The following is a 23,309-nucleotide window of genomic DNA, read 5'->3' on the forward strand; positions in this document are numbered from 1 at the left end:
AAAGTTAACAAATTGTTTCAAATTGAATTAAATAGTTTCATTCTGTTTCAATTTGTTTCAATATTCAAATTTTTCAACTTTCTCCATAAAGTCGTGCGACTCATCCCTAACTCAGAGGCAGCTTTTCCTTTATTATAGTTAACCTTTTTTAACGTTTGAACAATTCTTTCACGCTCAGATAAATGTATCCCTGGTGACATATCCCTTTCTTCCTCTTGATTCGACAGTATTTTCTTTTTACTCTTATTCGGAAAGTACATTTCGATATCGTACACATCAATTAACTTGTCTTTATAAAGAACGCTTAATCGCTCACAAAAATTTTGCAATTGACGAATGTTCCCTTCCCAATTTCCTTCACTCAGCTTTTTCTTTGCAGCATCCGTAATCTTAATTTGTTTTTGATCCGAAAGACCTTTCTGAATAAAAGCATTCACCAATAACGGAATATCTTCTCTTCGTTCCCGAAGTGGAGGCAATACAAGGTCCAGTACACTCAAGCGATAATACAGATCCTCCCGAAAGTCATTACTTTTAACCATTTGCATGAGGTCTTTGTTCGTTGCCGACAAAATTCTCACATCAACCGGAATTACTTTATCATCACCGATGCGCATGATTTCCCGCTCTTGCAGGACACGTAGCAGCCGGCTCTGCATTTTTGGAGAGATTTCTCCTATTTCATCTAAAAAGATCGTACCTCTATGTGCCAGTTCAAAAAATCCTTGCTTTCCGCCTTTCATAGCCCCTGTGAAAGCTCCTTCTGCATACCCAAATAGCTCACTTTCCAATAAATTTTCGGGAAGCGCAGCGCAATTAATGGCTACAAACGGGTTATTTTTCCGGTTGCTATGATTATGTATGCTTTGGGCGAATATTTCCTTGCCCGTTCCGGTTTCTCCAATTATAAGAATATTTGAATCTACTTCACTATAACGTTGAGCTGTTTCAATCGTCCTCTTAATTTCGGAACTCTGAAACAATATATCATCAAATGTGTACTTAGCCACATGTCCGCGTAAATGAATCTTCCTATAGAACTTCCCTTCCATTTCCTGAATGCGTGTAACATCTTGAAAGGCGACCATATCTCCTACTTTTTTACCTTTTAAAAATATCCCAACTTTTTTACCGATAATTGAATAGATTGGTAAGCAACAATATCTTTTTCGTATTCATCGTCACTTAACAGCATATTACGAAATTTTCCCTGTTTTATTATATCGTATATAGAATTTCCAATTAAGCTCCCCTTGTAAATGGATAATATCTCCTGAGCGGCAGTATTAAATACAGATATTTGTCCTTTTAAATCTACAGCAATAACTCCTTCATAGGCATAATTAAGAATCGTTTGGTAACGCTTGGTCTTCTCCTGTTCCCTTCTACTGACTAGAGCTACTCTTTTCGCCTCAATCAACGCCTGCCGGAATGATTCCTTTCCAGTGTCAACTAGAATGGCTCCCAATCCTATCTCTTCAGCATATTTACAGGTACTTAAACCACTTAGCACCACCTCACAGCCATCACTGGCAGCTAAATCTACTAAACTGGCTGAGGACTCGATATCATTTAATATATAGGACTGAATTGGCAAATCAACGATATCCGAAAGGTTTTCCACTCCATAAATCATATTTAGCGCTCCTATAACGGCCACTTTTTTACTGCCAAAACGTGCCTTGCAATCATACAGACAACGAATGAGATCAATACCTTGTACAGGTATATCAATGATAGGAATAAATTCATTGCTTTCTTTTAAAAGTTTCGTGATTAATCCCCTTGAGATGACTACATCAGCATCAAGCTTCAACTTCACAATCTGATCAGCATCCACAACTACCTCCTCTAACACAAACTTCACTGAACCATTATCTTTATTTTCCAACTCTTCCAACTGGTTGAATTCCTCAAATCTTTCAAACGCATCCGTAATATACCCTTTTCGAGGAACAACGAGTTTAATTTTTATCAACACACACACCTCCAGCGTAAAATTCATTTTGGTTTATTGAATATTATAACTCAGCAACCTCTTATTAAAGCTCTAGTCAAACCAGGACTTGATATAATCGAGATAGCTAAGAATGCCAAGCAAAAATTTTCGTTCAAAACCGCAAAAGAATTTATTTAGAAATTAGATATTTTATTTTTAAAAATCACTTTTGAAAAATAAAAAACCCTGTTATCGTGGGTTTTTTCAATACACAGCCTTTTCACTTTTAATTCTAAACCCTAGTATTAAGATTGGTTTTGATTATCATCAAATACGTTATTCACCTTCTTAAAGGGGGATGGGTATCACATTCAAAGTATCTCATTAAAACTTTTTAAAGTCTCTTTACTTACATTACGCCACTAACCTTTTTCTTTTTCGAATGTTTATGTTCTCCTGCTTTTCATCACTAGAATACGCTTTTAACATTAACTTCTTATAGGCGTAAAATCATTATGAGTAAAATTTTCACCTTAATTTCTTAAAGTATTCATTATTTGGTGACTCAATGAAATCAAAAACTGAACTAAAAATGGGTGATCCCCCTGCTCTTCATATAACCAATTACTTGGTAAGGACATTTCATTTAATACCTATTTTTTTCCAAAATTTTCATTCATTTCACACTAATAGGACAATATTCCTTATATTCTTCATACAAATGTGGAATTCCTTTTGATTTTAAAGTTACTGACAATAAAATTGATGTACAAACACAAAAACCCCGTTTAAGAAATTCTGAACGGGGTTTTTCTATAAACACTACCTGTTTCATATTGAGCATTTGAGACCAAGGAGCTCAGTTGTCCATCATCGTAGATCTGTTCAATTCAAGGAGGTTTTACTTACGACTTACTTAAAATAGGATCTGCTATGACAAGAATTTTCCCAGCCTTGATATCCTCCACATACCGATCGATTTCTGCTTCATCTAGACCAATATCCAATAATGGCTTCTTCAATCCTCCGGCACCTGATGCTGCACCAGCTGCCGCTCCTCCAAATGTGGTGAAAATAGGGCCTGCAGCTAATATCGGGCCGATTCCAGGTACAGCCAATGCACTCATCCCAATAACTAAACCAGTTAAACCAAGAGCGCCACCTGCTGCTGCACCGGCTACGAATCCATCAGTCTTTGTAGGACTCACTTCTTCGGCTTCATTTGGTAATTTATCAATATTTTTAGCAACTAATGATATTTGATTGGATGAATATCCTTTTTTCTTTAAATTTTCAACTGCTAAGGTTGCTTCATTTTCATTATCATAAATTGCTATAAATCTATTGTCCATGGTATCTTCTCCTTTAAAAGTAATGTACTGTACAATACCCTTAAGTGAGTTTTGATAACCATCTATTAAAAAATGGAATTACTCCCGGATTTGTCCCTCGCCATAAATAAAATATTTGCTTGAAGTTAATGCCGGCAAGCCCATTGGTCCACGCGCATGAAGCTTTTGTGTAGAAATGCCTATTTCAGCGCCATAACCGAATTCAAATCCGTCAGTAAAACGTGTGGAAGCATTATGATAAACTGCTGCTGCATCTACTTTATTCAAGAAGACAGCCGCATTTTGTTCATCTTTTGTCAGGATTGCTTCGGAATGATTTGTACCATATCGATTAATATGTTCAATAGCATCTGAAACACAACTGACGGTTTTCACGCTGATTTTCAATGCTAAATACTCTGTTGACCAATCTTCTTCCGTAGCAGTTTTGGCTTCAGGAAAAGCGTTACAAACCGCTTCATCACCGTATATTTCAATGCCCTTTTCGTTCAGGACTGCCAAAAGACTCTTCCCATTTTCTTCGAACCATTTTTCATGAATAAGCAGGCTTTCAATTGCGTTACAAACGGAAGGACGCTGTGTTTTACCGTTTAAGACAATATTCTCTACCATGGTTAAATCTGCCGTCTCATCGATGAAGATATGACAATTACCTGCCCCCGTTTCAAGGACGGGGACGGTAGACTCCCTAATTACTGTTTCAATTAAATTCTTTCCACCGCGCGGAATCAAAACATCTAAATAATCTTTAAGGTGAAAAAGTTCCTTAGCTGTCTCACGACTTGTATCTTCAATTAATTGAACAGCATCTACAGGAATTTTCGTATTCTTCAATGCTTCGTGAATAGAAGAGACTAGCGCCATATTGGAATACTTTGCTGAAGAGCTTCCCCGTAATATGACCGCATTCCCTGTTTTTAAAGATAATGTAGCTGCATCAATAGTCACATTCGGTCTTGCTTCATAGATCATTCCAATAACACCGATTGGGACACGTAATTTTTTAATTAATAAACCGTTTTCTTTTTCTATCATTTCCAATTTTTCACCTATTGGATCTTTTAATTCAATCAATAGCCGTATCGCCGCGGCAATGTCATCAATACGTTTAGGGTTTAACATAATTCGGTCTAACGTAGACTCACTAAAACCTTTTAGCCGGCCTTGTTCGAGATCCTTTTGGTTTTCTATTAACAAACTTTCTCTATCAATAACTAGTTGCATGGCGATTTTCTCAAGCGCCTCATTTTTCTGTTCGGTAGACAGTCCGATTAGCTGATAACTTGCTATTTTCGCTGCCTTTCCTTTCGCAATCACTTCACTCATTTTATAAGCCCCCCTTACCTTCGATAAAATTGATATACTACTATGCCTTCACCCATTTATCACGATGGATTACTTCAATGGAAGTTAGTACAAGCTCCGTTGTTCGTTTGCCCATCGCCTGTTTTAACTCCGCTTCGGAATATAGAACCTCTCCACGTCCTAATAATCCATTTGCCCCGAAGACCTCGACGACATCTCCCTTATTGAAAACTCCTTTAATATCATAAATCCCAGCCGGTAATAGACTGCTGCCATTTGAAACTAGTGCCTTTTCTGCACCTGCATCGACATAGATTTTCCCGGATACTTTTGAATGAAGGGAAATCCACTGTTTGTTTTTTGTAACAGTTGTTAAGACATCATTGCCAATATACGTGCCATCACCATTTCCTGAAAGTATTGTAAGAAGTTTTTCACTGCCCTCTCCTGAACCGATAAATACTTTGACTCCAAGAGACAGTGCTGTTTGCGCTGCAATCAGCTTGGATTTCATTCCCCCCGTACCAACACTTGAACCCGCTCCTTCAGCCATTTGTAATAACTCTTCGGTAACTTCGGAAAGCTTATCAAATCTGTTAGCCTCTGGATTTGTTTGGGGATTGGAATCATAGAGCCCATTAATATCAGTTAAAATAATCAGGTTGTTGGCATGGACAAGCCCGCTTACAAGAGCAGATAGCATATCATTATCACCGAAAGTCAACTCTTCTACCGATACGGTGTCGTTTTCATTTATTATCGGGAGAATGCCCCGCTCAAGCAATTCCATTAATGTAGCATAGGCATTTTTATACCGATCTTTTTTTGAGAAATCTTTTCTTGTAAGTAAAATTTGTGCTGGAACAATTCCAAAGTGCCCCAATTGTTCCATATAAGACTGGATCAACAGGCTTTGCCCGACGGCTGCAGCTGCCTGTTTTCCTTTTAGAGTAACAGGTCTTGAAGGGTATCCGAGCTTGCGAAAACCGGTTGCTACAGCCCCTGATGAAACAAGAACAACTTCATGTCCAGCCTTCCTTAATGCTGCCACTGCCTGGATATGATCGGAAAATTTCTTTTGGTCGATTTCACCTTGTGTGTTGGTTAAAGAACTACTTCCTATCTTTACAACGATGCGCTTCTTTTCCATCGATTTTTTCCTCCAATTAATATCTTAGACATGAAAAAAAGCCCTTTTCGTCCTCGAAACAAGGACGAAAAGGGCTTCTCTCCGTGGTACCACCTTCATTGAATGCAAATTTATGCATCCCACTTTGCCTGATAACGCCAGGATTTGCGCCTATGTTTCGCATAGGACTCAAGAAGCAGGTTCTGCGCTTTTCTGTCGCGGGTCTTCCAGCAATTAACACCGCTCTCTGTCACAGTAAATTTTCGCATACTAATCTTCCTTCAACGTTCATGGTTTTAATATAGTATGCAAAATTATCTTCTTGATGTCAACACCATTCAAAAACCTTTATTAAATCTTAAAGCGCTATCGCTGGGCCGAAGAACTCATAGTGGATTTTTTCTGGATCTATCCCAAGCTCTTTCAGACAAGTAATAATAGCTTTCATAAACGGGACCGGACCACATACATAATAATCTGCTTCAGGTTTTACATGTCTGCTTAATAGTTCCGCATCCATATAACCTTGCTTGTCAAAATTCGGTAAGTTCTTATCTTCTTCGCTCGGATTTTTATAAACAAAGGATAATTGATAATTAGTCAATTTTCGAGAAAGTTCTGTCAACTCACTTCTAAACGGCTGCAATGCACCATTTTCAGATGCATGAATGAATTGTACATCACGTTCGGGCTTTTGATCAGCAACCGCATGTACCATGCTCATGAAAGGAGTTATTCCAACGCCGCCGCTAAGAAATACTAGAGGTGTTTGTTTTTCCATGTTGATAGTGAAATCTCCAGCAGGAGCGGTTACGTCTATCATGTCTCCCACCTGAATAACTTCATGCAGATAGTTTGAGACTCTACCATCTGGAGAGATTCCCGGCTTTTCTTTTTTGACAGAAATCCGGAAGTAATCTTTTCCAGGTGAAGCTGATAAACTATACTGACGGTTGAATAAGTAACGTTCACCATGTATCTCCATACGTATGGTCACATATTGTCCAGGTAAAAAAGATGGAACCGCATCACCATTTGCTGGCTTTAAATAAAAGGAAGTAATTACATCGCTTTCCTGTACTTTTTCCACTACAGTGAATGGTTTGAAATCAGACCATCCTCCGTCCTGATTGGAAGCTTGATCGTACATTTCCTTTTCTATGCTAATAAATACACCGGCAATGACTCCATATGCTTCTCCCCACGCATGGATGATTTCCTCGGTAGCCGCATCTTTTAATACTTCTTTAATTGCTCCTAATAAGAATTCTCCTACAATAGGGTAATGTTCCGGTTTAACAGCCAGACTTCTATGTTTTTGTGCTATTTGTTTCACAGCTGGTAAAATCGTTTCAAGTTGATCTATATATTTAGCTGCGGCTAATACTGTGTTAGCAAGTGCATTTTGTTGGCGTCCTTTTTTCTGATTGGCGTGATTGAAAACATTCAATAGTTCAGGATGCGCTTCGAAAAGATTTTCATAAAATACAGTTGTAATAGTTGTACCATGTACTTCTAAAACAGGTACAGTGGATTTGATGATGTCGATAGTTTTTTGGGATAGCATGTGTAAACCCCTCTTCTTAAACAAGTATTTTAAATACATGTTTATCTTAGAACTTAATGACTTGAAAAGCAATATATAAAATACATCTTTTTATACTATTAGTATTAATGTTTAAAAAATGTTCACATTTATGATATAGTCAAATAGGGATAGAATGTGAGGCGATAAACATGAGGTTAACGAGTTATTCCGATTACTCACTAAGAGTGTTGATTTACCTGGCTTCCCAAGATCAAAGCAAATTGTCAAATATTAAAGAGATTTCTGAGGTTTATCAACTATCAAAAAATCATCTCATGAAGATTGTTTATAATCTCGGTAAATTAGGTTATATTGAGACAATACGCGGACGAAATGGCGGTTTCCGGCTCGCAAAACCTCCTGCTGAAATAAATGTAGGGGAATTAGTTCGGAAAACTGAAGAGGATTTTTATTTAGTGGAATGTTTTAAAGATCACGATAACTGTGTGATTTCTCCCGTTTGTTCATTAAAATTCGTACTTAATAATGCCTTAGATGCTTTTCTAAAGGTCCTTGACCAATATACTATTGCTGACTTCAGCGAAAATAAAGCAATGCTCAAAGCCTATTTCGATTCGGTAAAGCATAGTGAGAAAGAGCCCGATTTATAATAATCGGGCTCTTTCCTCATTTACCTATAATCCGTTCAATCTGCAATTCTTTTTCTAACCTTAAATCTAAGATACCTGAATTAGTTTTCATTAAAACTTTAAGAGGCTCGTAAGGATTTATCATGATAATTGTTCCGATTTGTTGATTAGTAAGCATGACTTCTTTCCCAACTAAGGTACCCATCAATTGGTTAATGAATACTAGCAACATTTTCGGATTGAATTTCCCAAAAACATCGCGGTTCATTTGCTCAATCACCTTATAAAATGGCATAGCCTGATGATAAACACGATCTGATGACATAGCATGAAATACATCAGCTATTGCCACGATCTTCGAAAGATAGTAAATATTACTTCCTTTCAATTTATGGGGATAGCCTTGCCCATCTTCCCTTTCATGGTGCTGAAGAGCCGTTAAAGCAATCGAGGGTGGAATGCCAGGGATACTTTTAAGGAGCTCGTATCCATAAATTGTATGGCGTTTTATTTCATCATACTCTTTCGCAGTCAGTTTCCCCGGTTTTTCTAATAATCTCTCAGGAATCCTCGTTTTACCTACGTCATGCAGAATAGCTGCCAATGTCAGATTTGAAAGACTTTCCTTCGATAAACCAAGCTTTGTTCCCAAATAAGTGGCAATGATTCCTACACCAATATTATGCTTATACGTATATTCATTTTTTGCCTGCATCTCTTCGAACAGGTAATAAATATCAGGGTTCTTTGCAGCCTCCTCGATGATAGGTACAATTTCAGCTTTAATTCCTTCAACAGTTTCAAGCTGAATATTTTCTTCTTTACGGATGTCTTCAAATAAATTTTTAATTTGCTCAGAAGCGCCGTTAATTTTTTCATGAATTCTTACGTTGGGTTGTACATGTTGTTTAACTGATTCGCTTTCTTTCCCTTTATTCATTTCTTCCATTATGAAATCAATTTCAGGAATTGTAAGAGGGGAAATCTCATTATTTAGCTTCCCTTTTCTATATTTCATTTCTCTCACACTTTTCTCTATTTTTTACCTATAATACCATATTATTCATTGGTTTTGTGTGAAAATGAAAGCTATTTTCTTTGCCTAAGAACGGTCGTTAAGTTCATTGCCGAGCTGTTTTAATTTCTCACCAACTGTACACTGAGAAATGCAGAATTGGTGAGCATATGAACGACCATATTCTTTTCGAAAATGTTTTTGTAAAAAACATTCATGGCAAAATGAGGAAATTACATCTTCTACTTCTTCATATATTTTTTTCCTGTTCATTTTTGTTACGACTCCTTTAACTCAGCAATTTCCGATTTGCTAAATATGACTTCTCCCTGAAGAGCAAGTGTTGCCAGACGATCGGCTTCCTGATTCTCTTTCCGTGAAATTGGCTTATAGACCGGGATAATCTTTAATTTTTCTAACTTCGCTTCTATACGGTCCAGCCATTTATTTAAGTTTTCCTCCATACAGGGCCATTCTCCAGAAAGTTGGTTTAATACAACAAGAGAATCACCTTTAAATAAACAGCTTTGGTGGTGGACTCCAAGTTCCTCCATCTGCCTCACTGCTTCATAAAAGGCAGCATACTCTGCTTCATTATTGGATTCAAATTGCTCAAGCCTTAGGTTAGTCCGTATACGCCAGTGTTTTTTCCCTTGTCGATAATATATAGCTGCACCAATTCCGGCTACTCTTTGCTCTTTTTGAAAACCACCATCAAAAAAAACCGTCACATCCTGAGGTTCCTCCTCTACCTCTGTTAAGAGTTTCTTTAACTCTTTTTTTGTCCAAATTGTATCGAATTCATCCTTGAATTCCACTTCCTTCAAACGTCCCGCCTTTTCAAGATCTTCTGTAATGACTAAGGCAGTACCAGCATCCAACCAATCGGAAACAAAATCGGCAGTTGGTTTTTTTGAAGCATGATATGTCCATTGCATAATTACCTTCAATGATTTCCAGCTCCTTGTCATCTATTCCATGATAAAGTTTGTCAATTTTCATACCTATTTTTCGTAATACCATTTATAATATAATTTAAACAATCAAATATTCTTTTAATTATTTCTTTATAGTTCCCATAACAGCCTGAAATTCTCTTGTTGAATTAGAATCTTTTTAATTTCATGATTCACATCTATCAGTCTTTAATTATTATATGAAACAACTACTAATCATAGCATATGAACAGTGTAAACTCGAGGAGGAACATCATGATTGAAGTGTATATTGATGGAGCCAGTGCGGGCAATCCGGGGCCGAGCGGCGCAGGAATTTTCATTAATAATAACGGTGTAGTCGAGCGTCATTCCATCCCACTTGGAAATATGGAAAATCATGAGGCGGAATACCATGCTTTAATCAAGGCATTGGAGATATGTATATCCAGTCATTATCAAGTCGTTTCTTTTCGGACCGATTCCCAGGCCATCAACCAGGCCATTGAAAAAAGGTTTGCTAAAAAAAAATACGCCACCTTGCTTGATCAAGCACTTAAGTTATCAGACCAGCTTGAGTTATTTTTTGTGAAATGGATTCCAAATCTCGAAAATAAGAGAGCGGATGAGCTAGCACGACGGGCCATTCGTTTAAACAAAGTTGAGGAAAATAATGAAAAAGACAGCTGATGTTTCATTATTGTTTGTTGTATTCATTTGGGGTGTCACATTTGTTATGGTGCAGAATGCCCTTTCTTTTCTTGAACCTTTCACATTTAATGCTATCCGGTTTTTTATGGCCTTTGTTTTCTTGTTTATACCTTACTTATTAACCTTACATAAAAGGGGAAAAACCTGGAACAAGAAATTGTTAATTGCAGGACTTCATATCGGGGTATGGCTTTTCTTGGGTTATGGCTTTCAAACAATAGGCTTGAATTATACTACCCCTGCCAAAACTGGCTTCATAACAGGCTTAAGTGTTGTCATGGTACCAGTTTTTTCTTTGTTGCTATTAAAACTGAGGCTATCACGTAATACAGTATTGGGTGTCGTTGCCGCAACGATTGGGCTTTATTTAATGACTTTCGCCGACCGCTCTAACTTGAATGTTGGTGATTTTCTAGTATTTTTATGTGCGATCAGTTTTGCCATGCAGATTATTACGACTGCTAGGTATGCTAAAACCCTTCCTGCCTTACCGTTAACTCTGATTCAAATTTTCACGGTTTCTTTTTTATCCTTAGGTTCAGCCATATTATTTAATGAAGATTATTCTGTAATCTTTAAGTCGGAAGTCATGTTACAGCCAGAGGTCTGGACCGCCTTATTGGTTACGGCTGCTCTTGCAACGGCATTTGCCTTTTTCGCACAAACCTTCTTCCAGGCTTATACGACACCTACAAGGGTCGCATTAATCTTTTCAATGGAACCGGTTTTTGCGGCGTTTTCCTCATTCATATTGATTGGGGAAAAATTGACTTCTGCTTCAATCATCGGCTGCGTATTCATTTTCCTTGGCATGATTCTCGCTGAGTTGCCATCGAAGAAAAAGAAATCGATAGCAACTCAAGATTTTTCTTAAAAGATTAAATAAAAATAAATCGGACTTCTAATTTACGAAGTCCGATTTATTTTAGCAGTCCCTGCTTTTTTGCAAATGATAACGCTGCACTGCGAGTTTCAATGCCATTTTGTTTTAAGTTTTCTAAAAAGGAAATATAAAAGCTACCATCAAAATTCTTTTGAACTTTCAATGTCAATTCGATTGCTACATTGACTAAAATATCACTTGCGTTTGTATAGCGTTTGCCAAAATAAATAAAACCAATAGCGTCATTCCCAAAAGTGAATCCCTTTCCTTCTAAAAAACTCACATACTCTTCAGTTGATTGCCCCACTTCTGCATCCACTCCATAATACTTGCCTTAATTTCATCTTACCGTAAATATAAGATTTTGCCTATCCATTTTTCGACAAAATACTTCCTATAAAAATAAACGGAGCTCCCAAGGGAACCCCGCTTCATTTATTTTACAGCATTCGCAGTAAAGTCCTAAATTCATGGTCTCTGGCCAGATTTTTCACTTTTTCACGGTCATACTGATACACCGCTTCATCTAAGGAGCATGAAACAGGTACGTCACACTTGATTTCGGCAAGTTTTCTCGATAGGTGAAGCATATCGACAGCCGATTCAATCTTAGATCGCTGCCCCTTGGTTAATGAAGCAACATTTTCAAGAATACCCTCTATATTTTGATACTGAATCAACAATTTCAAAGCTGTCTTTTCCCCAATTCCTTTGACGCCGGGGTAGTTATCAGCTGTATCTCCCATTAAAGCTTTTAAATCAATCATTTGTCTTGGTGTAATCCCTTTCCATTCAAAAAAGCTATCGGGATTATGCACTTCATAATTACCATACCCTTTTCTCAATAAAAGTACAGAAATGTTTTCTTCAATTAACTGAAGCATATCTTGATCTCCTGTCAATATGCCTACTCGACTATGTTTAGCAGATGCTTTTGCTATTGTCCCAATACAATCATCAGCTTCGTATCCGGAAAGCCCAATGTTCGGGATATCAAAGGCTTCAACAGCTTTTTTCGCTAAATCGAATTGAGGAATCATTTCAACTGGTGCTTCTGAACGATTAGCCTTGTATCCATCAAATAGTTCATTGCGGAAAGTTTTGCTTCCCATATCCCAACATACTGCTACATGACTAGGAGAAAAATGATTCACCGCTGTCAGCATATGCTTTAAGAAACCCTGTACGGCATTTGTTGGAATACCTTTTGAGTTAATCATAAATTGACCTGTAACGGCTGTTGCATAAAAAGCTCTAAATAAAAGCGCCATCCCGTCGACAAGCATAAAGGAAGGATGCTGTTCGTTTTCTTTCATTAACACATTTATCACCTCTATCATGATGTATATCTATTTTAACATAGCTGTCCACCTTTTTGAGGATCGTTAATTGGAAAACCTAATCATTCAATAGGATTATCAGAATAGGAAATCCAGTCACTAAAACTACCGACATATACCTTCACATCTTTAAAACCAGCTTCTTTTAAGGCTATATAATTGGGAGAAGCCGTCACACCTGATCCACAGTAAACGATAATCTCCTTATCTCGGCTAATGTCTGTGAAACTTAATTGAAGTTCTTCCGATTTTTTATAAAATCCATTTTCAAGAACCTTTGTCCATACCTTGTTGACTGCCCCAGGTATATGTCCCGCTTTTTTATCAATCGGCTCTTCAATCCCTTGGTACCGTTTAGACTCCCTTGAATCAATTAAAACAACATCAGTGGGTCTTTTTACTGTATATTCCTTCACTTTTTGATAAGAAGCCAAAACAGATTCATTTAAATCTATATTATAATCGGCTGAAGCATATTTCGACTGATTCGTTTCGAGCGGATAGCCCGCATCCTTCCATGCCCTAAAGCCGCCGTTAAGTACAAACACTTTCTGATGACCAAGATAGCTCAGCAGCCAGACAAACCTAGAAGCAAAGGAACCTTCCCCCGTGTCATAAGCAATAAGTACCGTTTCATTGGTAATACCATTTGATTCAAGCTTCTCTTTTAATGCATTAAGGTCAGGAAGCGGATGTCTTCCGCCGTGTTTTTCAACCTGGCCGGATAAGTCTTTTTCAAGATCAAAATAGACAGCACCCGTAATATGTTCTTTCTCGTATTCAATATAACCCACTTCAGGGGCTCCTAACTTAAAACGACAGTCACAGATTCTAATATCTCTAGAATTCAACAGCGACAACAGCTCTTCTTTTTCCATTATATAACCCATCTACACATCTCCCTATTTCAAAATGGACCAAATTAATTGATTAAGATCCTCTTCCATGTGCTCCCCCATAGGAAGCTTAGTTATTTCATTCTTTATAGAAGGTAATTTCCCTTCCAAAAACTCAAGACTTTTTATACTTTCATGTTTTGAAAATTCTTCTTTTTGTTTTGCTGTAAATATTCGCGTCATTCTGCTTTTCATTTCCTCATCAATTAATACAGAATCGAGTAATTCCCAAACGCATAAAGGTGGAAGAGCTCTAAACAGGATTAAATATTGCAGTACTAAATAGGAACGATAAACCTGTACCCATGTTTTCAGCACTTTTTTTTCGGAACTACTTGTTTTTGTCAATTGCTGAAGATTGCCTGTCATCATCCGGTAGTAATGATGTCCTAGAGCCTTTTTGGAATAGCATTCTTCGATTAACCCCTTCATCACGCGATAATAATCCGGTTGAGCAATCAGTTGGATGGGCGACTGAAATAATTCAAATAGTGCGGGGTTGCTCTTTAACGTTAGCCGTGATGTTTTAAATAGATCCCAGCCTTCCACGTCACAAAAGCCTTCATTCAATTGAATCACTTCGTCGGGTTGACTAAGTGAGAGATAGGACCGCCTATCATTATGAACATATATAAACCGGACATCACTATCTGAATTGGCTGATGATAAACCAAAAGAATGGCTGCCAGTTACAGCAGCCATTAATATTGTGATATTCTTTTTCTTTTCTAGGTTTCTCAAAATTGAAATAAGGTTTTCTTTCATAAACGAACCTCGTTTCTATTACAAATGCATTTTTTCCAATTCAATTACAGCCTTTTCATAATACGGTAAATCAACCTTTTCTTCTAAGGCTGCACGTAAGCCTGCGAAAATATCCGATATTTCCGTTTTATATTCTTTTTGAATGGAAAGTAACTCTTGATCAAGAATTTTCGTATACATTTCGAATATTCTCCCACCTTGCTCTTTTACATATATAAGGGCAGGTTCATCCAAACGCTGCTGAAGTCCCTCGCTCATTTTCACTTTCTCATTTTTTTCAAAGAAAGCCTTTGGATTTTTAAACAACGCCAATTCTTTTTTGAATTCACTCGTGTCTAATTGGACAAAAGCACCCGAAAATTCAAGGGAATCCCTCTCATTTGGTTCATATGGCTGTAACGAAAGAGTCTTTCTTACTTTCTGTATCTGCTGAAGCAATCCGACTTGTTTCTCATTCAATAATTTATTAACGAACATTTCAGTCCTTAACGCCGTAGCACGCATTTCCTGTGCAAGGTCAAAGCCTAGTGCTTCTAATAAATTCTTTAATGCTTGTTTAAGGACCAGCTTCAAATCCTGCCCATCGTCTTTAATGACAGCCGGATTAAAAGATTCCTTGAAGAAATCATTAAACCGGAAAAATACGCGTTGTTTACTATAGAAAGTCAATTCATCAATCTCTTTTTTCAAACGTTGTTTTTCGGCGTCCCCTTTAATGACTTCCAGAAGACCAGAAATAGACTGTGCCTCAAGAGCGAGAGTCTCGAGCGCTTTTTGTTTCGCTTTTTCATCCTGCTTGGACGCTGTTATAACATCTCGAAGCAGTTCTTCTGTTCTTTTTACAGCAGCTTGCGCTGATTCAATTGCCAGTCCTGTTAAGTCGTTCTCGATGAAAGAATCAAATTGTAATTGGAATTCCGAAATTCCACTATTAGGAAGGAAAGAGTGTATAAATGAACCTGGAATTTGTTTTTCTATTAATGCTCCCTTACTTGTAAGCGGGAACAGCTTTGGAAAACGGATTCCGAATCCATTTAATTGATCTTTCACATAATCCATAACTTCGTCCAGTTCGTCAGTAGTTTGAGCAAGATCGACCGCATTGACAATAAAGAACATCTTATCCATAGCAAAGGAATCTTTCACTCGCCCAAGTTGGATTAGGAACTCCCGATCTGCCCGAGAGAATGGGTGATTATAATAGGTCACAAAAAGAATGGCATCAGAATTCTTAATATATTCGAAAGCAGCACCAGTATGCCGAGCATTTATTGAATCCGCTCCAGGAGTGTCAACAAGTACCATTCCCTGCTTTGTCATTTCACAGTCATAACGCAATTCAATCAAATCAACGAGACACGATTTGGACTCTTCGGCAGCAAAACGTTTAAACCCTTCAAGGTCCACTGTAATGACATTTCCTAAATCACTTTTGTGAGGAGGCAATCCTTGATAAAAAGCCCTTAGGAAAGATAGATGCGTTTTCCCTTTATCCACTTCCCCTGCGGTTTCAATGATCTGTCCAGCAAGATGGTGAGCCTCATCGAGTGATTTTGCTGTCTTACCAAAAGCAACTAAAGCTAAGGTTACATCTTCTAGCAGCATAGCTTCGGTTTTTAATTTAACTGTTGCCGTACCATGTGGATGCTCAGCGTCAGATGACATGATTTTGTTAATGGCAGCAGTAGTAGGATTTGGCGAAACAGGAAGAACGCTTTCTCCCATTAACGCATTTGCAAATGAAGATTTGCCTGCACTAAATGCACCGAATAGCGCAACCGTGAAAGTCTGCTTTTCTAGTCGGTTTGCCTTATCTGTTAATTCTTTATAAAGTGATTGAAAACCTTTCAAAGGTTGAATTAGTTTGGCTGCCTGCTGTAAATTTGATGCAGTCTCCATTAACTTTTCCTTCCCACGTAAATCTATCGTATTAGATAATGGAACGCCTACAGTTGATTCTGCTGCCTTAGTTTCGATTTCAAGATCCGCCACATGTAGTTCGTTAGCTTGCTTAACCCTATTGTCATCATTCGTGTTCATAATTTTGACTGTAATATTTTTTTCTTCTTCATCCCATTCAGTCAAAAGTGTCTCGACATAACGCTCATCCATTAGCGATACCGTTTGATTAGCAATACCCTCTAATTGTTCTGTTTGGGACTCGATTTCTGCATTCATCGCTGCGGTAACTTTGAGGGCTTCCGCAAATTCAGCAAAACCTTCAAGTTCATTATCGATGGATATCGTCTGTTGCTCCACTATACCCTGCATGACAGCAATCATGCTGTGCAAAAATTCTTCTGCTTCATCACGTGCCTTTTTTTTGATAGCAGAGGCCAAATCATTTGTATAGTTTAAAACGTATTCACCTGTAATATTGACTTGGGGCTTTAAAGAATTTTTTATGTAGGCTTCTGTCACCTCGATGTGCAGGGCCTGAGCTTTACTTTCAAGCGTTGAGTCATGGACTTCAGCTTCAGTAAGGGTTTTAACCGCTAACTCTTTAAGATGCCATTCAAGCTGGGTTTTGACCTTCTCTTGTAAATCTGCCAAGAATACGTTAAGACGCTCCTCGCGCTCGGCCTCCGTTTTTTTCTTGGCAAATAATAGCCCCATTTTAAAATCAGGTTGTGCTGATTCCAAGAATGATTTACCTAGGTCCCGTGTAGCCGCCGGCATGATGTATGCACTTTTCAAAATGGTTTCTAAATCTTTGGCAAATTGCACTTTCACACTCTCTAAACGTTCTGTTAATGATTTTTTTCCCTTTATAAGGCTGTCCACTTTATTCGTTAGGTCGATTCGCTCTTCATATGGAAGTTCTGATAAAACTTCAAAATCACTGGCATGATCCTCTTCATACTGTTCCTTCAGCCAAATAAGGTGTCTTTCGATTAGGGCCTTTGCCGATTGCATTATGGCATCTTTCCCATCATTTTGACCTTTCTCTGCCATTTCATATATAAATTGACGAACGGTTTCGATTTCATTCTCACTATTGTTCAAGTCTCTGACTGATGTATAAAATATTCCATCAGGGTATACATTCCAGTTTGCAAATGCTTCAGAAACAGATAATTTAAAGTCTTGGAAGCTGAGCTCATTTTCATCATGTTTATCAATCATATTGATAATTAAATATGTTGGTTTTTCCGCTTCTAACAATTCTTTAGTAAAAAGAAAGTTCACTTCTGATTGAACATGATTATAATCCATTACATAGAAGACTACATCAGCAAGATGCAAGGCCGATTCAGTAGAAACTCTATGTGCATCATCTGTCGAATCAATCCCTGGCGTATCCATGATTGCACATGACTCTGGCAGTGAAAACTGATTGGAGCTTATTGTTATTGCCGATACTGAATCACCATCTTTAGCAAATTTCTTTACCTCTTTAAAATCATAAGGTGCGGGAAATACGACCGGTGCCTGATGATGATAAAAGACTTTGGCATAGTCCTCCCCTTTTTGAACCTTAACCGTATTGGCACTCGTTGGAATCGGACTTGAAGGCAATACTTGATCATCTAGGAAGAAGTTAATCATGCTTGATTTCCCCGCTGAAAAATGCCCGCAAAAAGCAATGATAAATTCCTCATTTTTCACTTTCATGATTAGCTGTTTCAGTTTATCAGCATTGCTTGTATCTCCTGCTGATTGAAATTTCTCATACATGGCAGTCAAAATCCCCAATTTAGACTGTTGCTTTAATGTTTCTTGAATCATGAATCCATACCCCTTAATCTATCGTCATTTTAATAATCTTATTGTAAACGATTTCGATTGTTATTCATACCGAAAGCTTTTAGTTTTACTATATGAATTCTTACAAAACGTGTTCAGAAAACAAAAAAATCCACCGATTGGTGGCTTCCACTTTGTTTGTTACATCTTCGTAATTACTTTCTAATTGCATAAAAAAACCAGGTAATTTACCTGGTTGTAGGAGATGGGTTATATGTAGCTCGGTTTTCAATTGTTGACTCCGTATAAGCTTTTACTGCCTTTGCCGGTTTTTGAATATTACTTAATACATGTTTCATCACAAAACTATATGTAGCGATTGTCAATAAAATGAATAACCAGACCATTACGAACACCATCCTCTTTTATATTGGGTAGCTTTTAAGTTTCAAAAATATTTATCAGTAAGTGAATGAGAATAATTTTCATCTTCAATTAGAATCTTATCACGAACGATAATCATTTTCAATAAGAAAAATGAAACTTTTATTATTTTTGCTTAAAAACTGTAGAATATTCTGTGTGTGTTTTTAAAGCCTTCTCTTCCAAGGGGATTCTCACCGCCATCATCCAAGCGTTCAACAAACTAAAAATAATAGCTGTATAATAAGCATTGAATAATAAGGAAATGACGATAATCTCCGTTGCAACAATGAGATAGTTAGGATGTTTGAAGTATTTATAAGGGCCTTTAACTACAACTTCGGCATTTGGCACCACAATGATTTTCGTATTCCAATGTTTTCCTAGTGAACTGATTACCCAAACCCTGCCTGACTGAGCAATGAGAAAAAGAGTCAGCCAGATCGGCCAAAGCGTAGCAATTTTCCTTTCATAGACCATTACCTCGATAGTGAGTACAATAAAAAAACTCAGGTGCATCAGAACCATCCACCGATAATGGGACTCACCGAACTCAACAGCCCCCTCCATTTTCAACTGCTTTTCGTTTTGTTTTGCAATATATAATTCAACAAGACGCTGAATAGCAATCAGCGCAATAAAAATGGTGAAAATCATCAATTCCACCTCATTAACACTAATTCTGAAGAAAACCCTGGCCCCAATGCAGCTGCCAAGCCATATTCACCTATATTCCCGCCACGAATCATGAATCTTTCTAGTACATACAAAATCGTAGCCGAAGACATATTTCCGAACTCCCTCAATATACCCATTGACTCTGCTGTCATGCTTTCATTAAATCCCAGAGCTTCGTGATAGGCATCGATTACTTTTTTTCCGCCTGGATGCGCTATAAAATCTTTCACATCCCCCAGCATCAATCCATTCTCCACTAAAAAAGATTCCACGTTAGGTTTAAGCCAATCTTTGATAATGGTTGGAATATCTTTTGAAAAAACCACGTACAACCCTTGATCTTTAACTTCCCACCCCATTACATCCAACGAATTTGGCATAAGTGTTGATTGTGAATCTAAAAATTTTAAATGCTGATCTTTTTTCGAGACCTTTTTAGCTGACACTTCATCACCACAAATTAAAACGCAGCTAATTCCATCAGAAAATAAGGATGTTCCAATTAAATTGCTCTTGGAAATATCGTTTCTTTGAAAGGTTAAGCTACACAATTCCACACTTAATACTATGACCTTTGCTTTCGGATATGCTTTACAATATTCAAAAGCACGCGATAGCCCACTCGCTCCCCCCGCACATCCTAGCCCCCATATGGGAATTCTTTTTGTATGTGGGTTAAAAGGTAGTTCATTCATTATTCTTGCATCAATGGTAGGAGTAGCCATCCCTGTACTTGATATATAAAAGAAGGCATCAAGCTCACTTGGCTGCAGTTTGTCTTTTAAAAATTCAGTGTTAGCTAAACATTTTTCAATTGCTTCTTTACCAAACTCGACTGCTTGTTTAATATATATATCATTCCTTTCCGCAAACGTATGTTCCTCTTTGAACCAATCAAGATCATTTGAAAAATAACGATTTTCGACTTGGCCATTTTTAAATGCCCGCAATAATCGTTCAATATTCTTAAAAGAGGAACCAAAGATTTCCCTGGAAAATTCCATGATCTTTTCCTGTGAAAGTAAATAAGGAAGTTTTATATGAGATGCGGATAATAAATATGGCATGAACCCACCCCTTAATATACATGATATGGTTAATATACCCACAATAACCCATTTAATGCTCTAACGATAAATAGTGATATATATATGTTTTTTATAAATATTTTGTTTTTTTCATTTTATAAAGTAGGTAAAAAAACCTATATATTTGATAGGATATTCAAAAGCCTTCTCTTTTTTCTAATCAGCCTTCAAACAGGAAACCATCAGCGTGCTAATTGGCATGACAATTGATTTCCGAGGAAGATTTTTCATTGAGGAACAAGTGGATGCATGTGTAAAATAGGCGAAGCTATGTTTGGTATCCCTCTAGAAGGAGAAATGCTTGACTCATTTGCGCAGAGCTTGGCAATATGCTAGCTGTTAATATAGAAACATCCTTAACAGTGGATGAGACTATTATGGATATTCCCCCTCCAACCGTTTTTGTCGGTCAAATATTCGGCTTTAATCAAGTAATCATTTTCCCGATTATACTGAATGGGACCCATAAGATTCATATTATCTTGATGATTGAAATGTAGTTTTTAAATCAAAAAAACCCCTTACCTTCACAAGCGGTAAGGGGGGCCATCATTCTTCCTTCTTTATTGAGGATTGGTTTTGTACTTGTATAATGATATTTTGAAATTCCTCTTTTCCGCACACACGGCATCTAAATTCCTGATTTAATATAGTTCGACAATGAATACAATATTTTTTTTCCATCTCTATCACTTACTTTCTTGTATAGATACTATCAATATATTCAAAAAGTGAAGAGAGTTTCCTTTTATCTGTTAAATCTTTTTTTCATTATAATTAGAATTCTCTGGAGGGCTTTCTTTCAATCCGGTAATGTTTTAATAACCAATCAGAATAAAAAATACTGCCTCAAACGCAAAAATATCTGTGCGTTTGAGGCAGTTTACTCTAAGGTATAAATCTATCAGCTTTTTCGAAACTATTTAGGCTACTTTCCGTCCTTCGATACGTGCTTCTTTCACTTTCCCGTTTGCAGGGACGATATTGAAAACAATATTCAAGAAAATAGCAGTCAAACTTCCTGCCACAATTCCGTTATCCGTTAAAATTTGGATACTTTCTGGAATTTGAGCAAATAGCTCAGGAACAACCGTTACCCCAAGGCCCATACCTACTGAACAGGCGATAATCAATAAATTTTCTTGGGAAGCAAAGTCTACTTTGCTTAACATTTTAATTCCTGCTGCAATAACCATTCCGAACATGGCTACCATCGCTCCGCCTAAAACAGATGAAGGAATAATGGTCGTGAACGCACCTATTTTAGGAACAAATCCGATCAAAATCAGCATACCTGCTGCTGTATAAATAACATTTCTTGTCTTAATACCGGACAATTGTATCAGACCGACATTCTGTGAAAATGCCGTATAAGGAAATGCATTAAACAACCCACCCAACATGATCGCAATCCCCTCAGAACGATATCCACGTGCTAGATCATCTTCGGAAATCTCTTTATCTGTAATTTCCCCTAATGCATAATAAACACCTGTTGATTCCACTAAGCTAACTATTGCAACCAATGTCATTGTAATAATAGCTGTAATGTTAAATGTCGGAGTTCCAAAGTAGAAAAAATGAGGTAAATGCAACCAAGATGCACTTGCTACTGAGCTAAAATCCACTTTCCCCAGGAAGAAAGCTACAAATGTTCCGACTAGTAAACCTAATAAAATAGAAATAGAACGCACAAATCCCGTTGAGAATTTATACATAAAAATGATAAATAGCAATGTTCCAAAACCAAGACCCACATTATTCAAGGCACCGAAATCAGCTGCACCTTGGCCGCCCCCCAGATTGTTAATCGCAACTGGAATAAGCGTGATTCCGATAATCATAACTACTGATCCTGTAACAACAGGAGGGAAAAATCTTGCCAACTTACCAAAAAACTTACTTATTATAACCACAATCAATCCTGAGACCAAAATGGCTCCATAAATGGTAGTGACTCCATATTGGGTACCAACCGCAATCATTGGGCTAACTGCTGTGAATGTGCAGCCAAGAACGACTGGAAGCCCAATTCCAAAGAATTTATTTTTCCACACTTGTAATAAGGTTGCTATACCACACATTAAAATATCAATCGATACTAAATAAGTTAACTGCGCTGCCGTTAAACCCAACGCCCCACCGACTATCAGGGGAACAACAATCGCACCTGCATACATCGCAAGTACATGTTGTAATCCTAAAGAAGCAACTTTTATTGGTGATTGGTTAGACATTTACTGTTGCCCCTTCCTGTTCCTCAGCGAATGTTATCTCGCCGAATTTCAACTTTGCGATTCGAGCTAGAGATTCCACTTGGAAGCCTTGTTCTCTGAGATCCTTTCCACCACTTTGGAAAGCTTTCTCAATTACAATCCCGATTCCGGCCACTTCTGCTCCAACTTGGTCACAAATATCCGCCAAACCTCGGGCTGCTTGACCAACTGCAAGAAAGTCATCGATGATCAATACCTTATCACCTGCTTCAATATATTTATTGGACACCGTGATTGTATTCGTTTCTTGTTTAGTAAAGGAATGAACAGATGCTGTCACTAAACCTTCAGTCAAAGTCAGTGATTTACGTTTACGTGCAAAAATTAGCGGAACTTCTAATTCTAAGGCCGCCATCAGTCCAGGTCCAATCCCTGAAGATTCAATCGTTAGTACTTTTGTTATTTCCTTATGTTCAAAACGTTTCACAAATTCCTTACCGATTTCTTTCATCAGGATAGGATCCATTTGGTGGTTTAAGAATGAATCTACTTTTAAAATATCTTCTGATAAAGCTTGACCCTCGGACAAGATTTTTTCCTTTAAAAGTTGCATGAAGGTTCCTCCCAATCTTGGATGTTTATTTAACCCATAGTCATGCAGATGTTTCCCGACAAATAAAAAGCCCAAGAAACATTGCAGCACTTTTTTTAGAGTGAGGCAATATTTCTCGGGCATAAATGAAAAAGGACTCAACAAAACCCTTTCATT

At 37.5% G+C, this 23,309-nt stretch carries 23 protein-coding genes and 1 other annotated feature; of the genes, 4 read left to right on the forward strand and 19 right to left on the reverse strand.

Annotation, left to right across the window (positions count from 1 at the left end):
• Window positions 1-47: 47 nt before the first annotated feature.
• The 6 genes from JFV29_RS17770 to hmpA all read right to left on the reverse strand — a co-directional run bounded on the left by JFV29_RS17770 (window position 48) and on the right by hmpA (window position 7,292).
• On the reverse strand, window positions 48-1,088 hold the full coding sequence (locus tag JFV29_RS17770) for a sigma-54 interaction domain-containing protein (protein WP_201185572.1): 1,041 nt from the start codon (window positions 1,086-1,088) through the stop codon (window positions 48-50).
• Window positions 1,089-1,108: 20 nt separating this feature from the next.
• Entirely contained in the window at window positions 1,109-1,978 is an 870-nt protein-coding gene (locus JFV29_RS17775) for a PrpR N-terminal domain-containing protein (protein WP_201185574.1), read from the reverse strand.
• An 866-nt stretch (window positions 1,979-2,844) separates the two neighbouring features.
• Window positions 2,845-3,291, reverse strand: coding sequence for a general stress protein (locus JFV29_RS17780; protein WP_201185576.1), 447 nt, complete (start codon window positions 3,289-3,291; stop codon window positions 2,845-2,847).
• A 78-nt stretch (window positions 3,292-3,369) separates the two neighbouring features.
• The gene (locus JFV29_RS17785; protein ID WP_201185578.1) at window positions 3,370-4,617 is read right to left on the reverse strand and encodes a glutamate-5-semialdehyde dehydrogenase; all 1,248 of its coding nucleotides are present in this window, start codon (window positions 4,615-4,617) and stop codon (window positions 3,370-3,372) included.
• Between the two features lie 40 nt (window positions 4,618-4,657).
• Window positions 4,658-5,746 carry a glutamate 5-kinase gene (gene proB, locus JFV29_RS17790; RefSeq protein ID WP_201185579.1) on the reverse strand — a complete coding sequence of 363 codons (1,089 nt, stop codon included), beginning with the start codon at window positions 5,744-5,746 and terminating at the stop codon, window positions 4,658-4,660.
• Between the two features lie 57 nt (window positions 5,747-5,803).
• Window positions 5,804-6,019: a binding site (T-box leader), on the reverse strand.
• 64 nt (window positions 6,020-6,083) lie between these two features.
• Window positions 6,084-7,292, reverse strand: coding sequence for an NO-inducible flavohemoprotein (gene hmpA, locus JFV29_RS17795; protein ID WP_201185580.1), 1,209 nt, complete (start codon window positions 7,290-7,292; stop codon window positions 6,084-6,086).
• Between the two features lie 170 nt (window positions 7,293-7,462).
• Here hmpA and JFV29_RS17800 point away from each other — a divergent pair, with 170 nt between their 5' ends.
• A complete protein-coding gene (locus tag JFV29_RS17800) occupies window positions 7,463-7,924 on the forward strand; it encodes an RrF2 family transcriptional regulator (protein ID WP_053346712.1) in 462 nt (153 codons plus the stop codon).
• A 16-nt stretch (window positions 7,925-7,940) separates the two neighbouring features.
• Here JFV29_RS17800 and JFV29_RS17805 read toward each other — a convergent pair whose 3' ends face one another.
• The 3 genes from JFV29_RS17805 to JFV29_RS17815 form a co-directional block, all read right to left on the reverse strand.
• A complete protein-coding gene (locus JFV29_RS17805) occupies window positions 7,941-8,921 on the reverse strand; it encodes an HD-GYP domain-containing protein (protein ID WP_201185581.1) in 981 nt (326 codons plus the stop codon).
• An 84-nt stretch (window positions 8,922-9,005) separates the two neighbouring features.
• Window positions 9,006-9,191 carry a zinc-finger domain-containing protein gene (locus JFV29_RS17810; protein WP_201185582.1) on the reverse strand — a complete coding sequence of 62 codons (186 nt, stop codon included), beginning with the start codon at window positions 9,189-9,191 and terminating at the stop codon, window positions 9,006-9,008.
• A gap of 5 nt (window positions 9,192-9,196) precedes the next feature.
• Entirely contained in the window at window positions 9,197-9,868 is a 672-nt protein-coding gene (locus JFV29_RS17815) for a reverse transcriptase-like protein (RefSeq protein ID WP_309446286.1), read from the reverse strand.
• A 261-nt stretch (window positions 9,869-10,129) separates the two neighbouring features.
• Between JFV29_RS17815 and JFV29_RS17820 the strand changes: the two genes are divergently transcribed.
• Both JFV29_RS17820 and JFV29_RS17825 read left to right on the forward strand, forming a co-directional pair.
• Window positions 10,130-10,543: a reverse transcriptase-like protein gene (locus tag JFV29_RS17820; RefSeq protein WP_053346715.1), complete on the forward strand. Its 414-nt coding sequence runs from the start codon at window positions 10,130-10,132 to the stop codon at window positions 10,541-10,543.
• On the forward strand, window positions 10,527-11,438 hold the full coding sequence (locus tag JFV29_RS17825) for a DMT family transporter (RefSeq protein ID WP_201185583.1): 912 nt from the start codon (window positions 10,527-10,529) through the stop codon (window positions 11,436-11,438). The genes JFV29_RS17820 and JFV29_RS17825 overlap by 17 nt, the downstream gene beginning before the upstream one ends.
• 46 nt (window positions 11,439-11,484) lie before the next feature.
• On the opposite strand, the gene JFV29_RS17830 is transcribed toward JFV29_RS17825, so the two are convergent.
• The 8 genes from JFV29_RS17830 to JFV29_RS17865 all read right to left on the reverse strand — a co-directional run bounded on the left by JFV29_RS17830 (window position 11,485) and on the right by JFV29_RS17865 (window position 20,303).
• A complete protein-coding gene (locus JFV29_RS17830) occupies window positions 11,485-11,766 on the reverse strand; it encodes a DUF6123 family protein (protein WP_201185585.1) in 282 nt (93 codons plus the stop codon).
• Between the two features lie 121 nt (window positions 11,767-11,887).
• Window positions 11,888-12,787 (reverse strand): 5'-3' exonuclease, encoded by a 900-nt coding sequence (locus JFV29_RS17835; RefSeq protein WP_242486916.1) that lies wholly within the window; start codon window positions 12,785-12,787, stop codon window positions 11,888-11,890.
• 62 nt (window positions 12,788-12,849) lie between these two features.
• Window positions 12,850-13,677, reverse strand: a complete 828-nt coding sequence (locus JFV29_RS17840) for a sulfurtransferase (RefSeq protein WP_201185589.1) — start codon at window positions 13,675-13,677, stop codon at window positions 12,850-12,852.
• Between the two features lie 12 nt (window positions 13,678-13,689).
• Window positions 13,690-14,448 carry a DNA polymerase beta superfamily protein gene (locus JFV29_RS17845; RefSeq protein WP_201185591.1) on the reverse strand — a complete coding sequence of 253 codons (759 nt, stop codon included), beginning with the start codon at window positions 14,446-14,448 and terminating at the stop codon, window positions 13,690-13,692.
• A gap of 18 nt (window positions 14,449-14,466) precedes the next feature.
• Window positions 14,467-18,177 carry a dynamin family protein gene (locus JFV29_RS17850; protein ID WP_201185593.1) on the reverse strand — a complete coding sequence of 1,237 codons (3,711 nt, stop codon included), beginning with the start codon at window positions 18,175-18,177 and terminating at the stop codon, window positions 14,467-14,469.
• A 206-nt stretch (window positions 18,178-18,383) separates the two neighbouring features.
• Entirely contained in the window at window positions 18,384-18,542 is a 159-nt protein-coding gene (locus JFV29_RS17855; RefSeq protein WP_157443918.1) for a hypothetical protein, read from the reverse strand.
• A 142-nt stretch (window positions 18,543-18,684) separates the two neighbouring features.
• Window positions 18,685-19,215, reverse strand: coding sequence for an isoprenylcysteine carboxyl methyltransferase family protein (locus JFV29_RS17860; RefSeq protein ID WP_098176868.1), 531 nt, complete (start codon window positions 19,213-19,215; stop codon window positions 18,685-18,687).
• Window positions 19,215-20,303: a type III polyketide synthase gene (locus JFV29_RS17865; protein ID WP_201185595.1), complete on the reverse strand. Its 1,089-nt coding sequence runs from the start codon at window positions 20,301-20,303 to the stop codon at window positions 19,215-19,217. Before JFV29_RS17865 ends, JFV29_RS17860 begins: the two co-directional genes overlap by 1 nt.
• A gap of 350 nt (window positions 20,304-20,653) precedes the next feature.
• On the opposite strand from JFV29_RS17865, the gene JFV29_RS17870 reads away from it, so the two are divergent.
• Window positions 20,654-20,824: a hypothetical protein gene (locus tag JFV29_RS17870; protein ID WP_201185596.1), complete on the forward strand. Its 171-nt coding sequence runs from the start codon at window positions 20,654-20,656 to the stop codon at window positions 20,822-20,824.
• A gap of 423 nt (window positions 20,825-21,247) precedes the next feature.
• Here JFV29_RS17870 and JFV29_RS17875 read toward each other — a convergent pair whose 3' ends face one another.
• Together JFV29_RS17875 and JFV29_RS17880 are read right to left on the reverse strand one after the other, a co-directional pair.
• A complete protein-coding gene (locus tag JFV29_RS17875) occupies window positions 21,248-22,561 on the reverse strand; it encodes a nucleobase:cation symporter-2 family protein (protein WP_201185598.1) in 1,314 nt (437 codons plus the stop codon).
• Window positions 22,554-23,153, reverse strand: coding sequence for a xanthine phosphoribosyltransferase (locus JFV29_RS17880; RefSeq protein WP_201185600.1), 600 nt, complete (start codon window positions 23,151-23,153; stop codon window positions 22,554-22,556). The genes JFV29_RS17875 and JFV29_RS17880 overlap by 8 nt, the downstream gene beginning before the upstream one ends.
• Window positions 23,154-23,309: the final 156 nt, after the last annotated feature.

Source organism: Peribacillus sp. TH16, from assembly GCF_016651095.1.
Taxonomy (GTDB): Bacteria; Bacillota; Bacilli; order Bacillales; family DSM-1321; genus Peribacillus; species Peribacillus butanolivorans.

Excerpts from the sequence above, each read along its gene's own strand:
- JFV29_RS17770 (WP_201185572.1), bottom strand. The coding sequence starts at position 1,088 with ATGGTCGCCTTTCAAGATGTTACACGCATTCAGGAAATGGAAGGGAAG.
- JFV29_RS17780 (WP_201185576.1), bottom strand. The coding sequence starts at position 3,291 with ATGGACAATAGATTTATAGCAATTTATGATAATGAAAATGAAGCAACC.
- JFV29_RS17785 (WP_201185578.1), bottom strand. The coding sequence starts at position 4,617 with ATGAGTGAAGTGATTGCGAAAGGAAAGGCAGCGAAAATAGCAAGTTAT.
- proB (WP_201185579.1), bottom strand. The coding sequence starts at position 5,746 with ATGGAAAAGAAGCGCATCGTTGTAAAGATAGGAAGTAGTTCTTTAACC.
- hmpA (WP_201185580.1), bottom strand. The coding sequence starts at position 7,292 with ATGCTATCCCAAAAAACTATCGACATCATCAAATCCACTGTACCTGTT.
- JFV29_RS17800 (WP_053346712.1), top strand. The coding sequence starts at position 7,463 with ATGAGGTTAACGAGTTATTCCGATTACTCACTAAGAGTGTTGATTTAC.
- JFV29_RS17805 (WP_201185581.1), bottom strand. The coding sequence starts at position 8,921 with ATGAAATATAGAAAAGGGAAGCTAAATAATGAGATTTCCCCTCTTACA.
- JFV29_RS17810 (WP_201185582.1), bottom strand. The coding sequence starts at position 9,191 with ATGAACAGGAAAAAAATATATGAAGAAGTAGAAGATGTAATTTCCTCA.
- JFV29_RS17820 (WP_053346715.1), top strand. The coding sequence starts at position 10,130 with ATGATTGAAGTGTATATTGATGGAGCCAGTGCGGGCAATCCGGGGCCG.
- JFV29_RS17825 (WP_201185583.1), top strand. The coding sequence starts at position 10,527 with ATGAAAAAGACAGCTGATGTTTCATTATTGTTTGTTGTATTCATTTGG.
- JFV29_RS17835 (WP_242486916.1), bottom strand. The coding sequence starts at position 12,787 with ATGATAGAGGTGATAAATGTGTTAATGAAAGAAAACGAACAGCATCCT.
- JFV29_RS17840 (WP_201185589.1), bottom strand. The coding sequence starts at position 13,677 with ATGGGTTATATAATGGAAAAAGAAGAGCTGTTGTCGCTGTTGAATTCT.
- JFV29_RS17845 (WP_201185591.1), bottom strand. The coding sequence starts at position 14,448 with ATGAAAGAAAACCTTATTTCAATTTTGAGAAACCTAGAAAAGAAAAAG.
- JFV29_RS17850 (WP_201185593.1), bottom strand. The coding sequence starts at position 18,177 with ATGATTCAAGAAACATTAAAGCAACAGTCTAAATTGGGGATTTTGACT.
- JFV29_RS17855 (WP_157443918.1), bottom strand. The coding sequence starts at position 18,542 with ATGGTCTGGTTATTCATTTTATTGACAATCGCTACATATAGTTTTGTG.
- JFV29_RS17860 (WP_098176868.1), bottom strand. The coding sequence starts at position 19,215 with ATGATTTTCACCATTTTTATTGCGCTGATTGCTATTCAGCGTCTTGTT.
- JFV29_RS17865 (WP_201185595.1), bottom strand. The coding sequence starts at position 20,303 with ATGCCATATTTATTATCCGCATCTCATATAAAACTTCCTTATTTACTT.
- JFV29_RS17870 (WP_201185596.1), top strand. The coding sequence starts at position 20,654 with ATGCTAGCTGTTAATATAGAAACATCCTTAACAGTGGATGAGACTATT.
- JFV29_RS17875 (WP_201185598.1), bottom strand. The coding sequence starts at position 22,561 with ATGTCTAACCAATCACCAATAAAAGTTGCTTCTTTAGGATTACAACAT.
- JFV29_RS17880 (WP_201185600.1), bottom strand. The coding sequence starts at position 23,153 with ATGCAACTTTTAAAGGAAAAAATCTTGTCCGAGGGTCAAGCTTTATCA.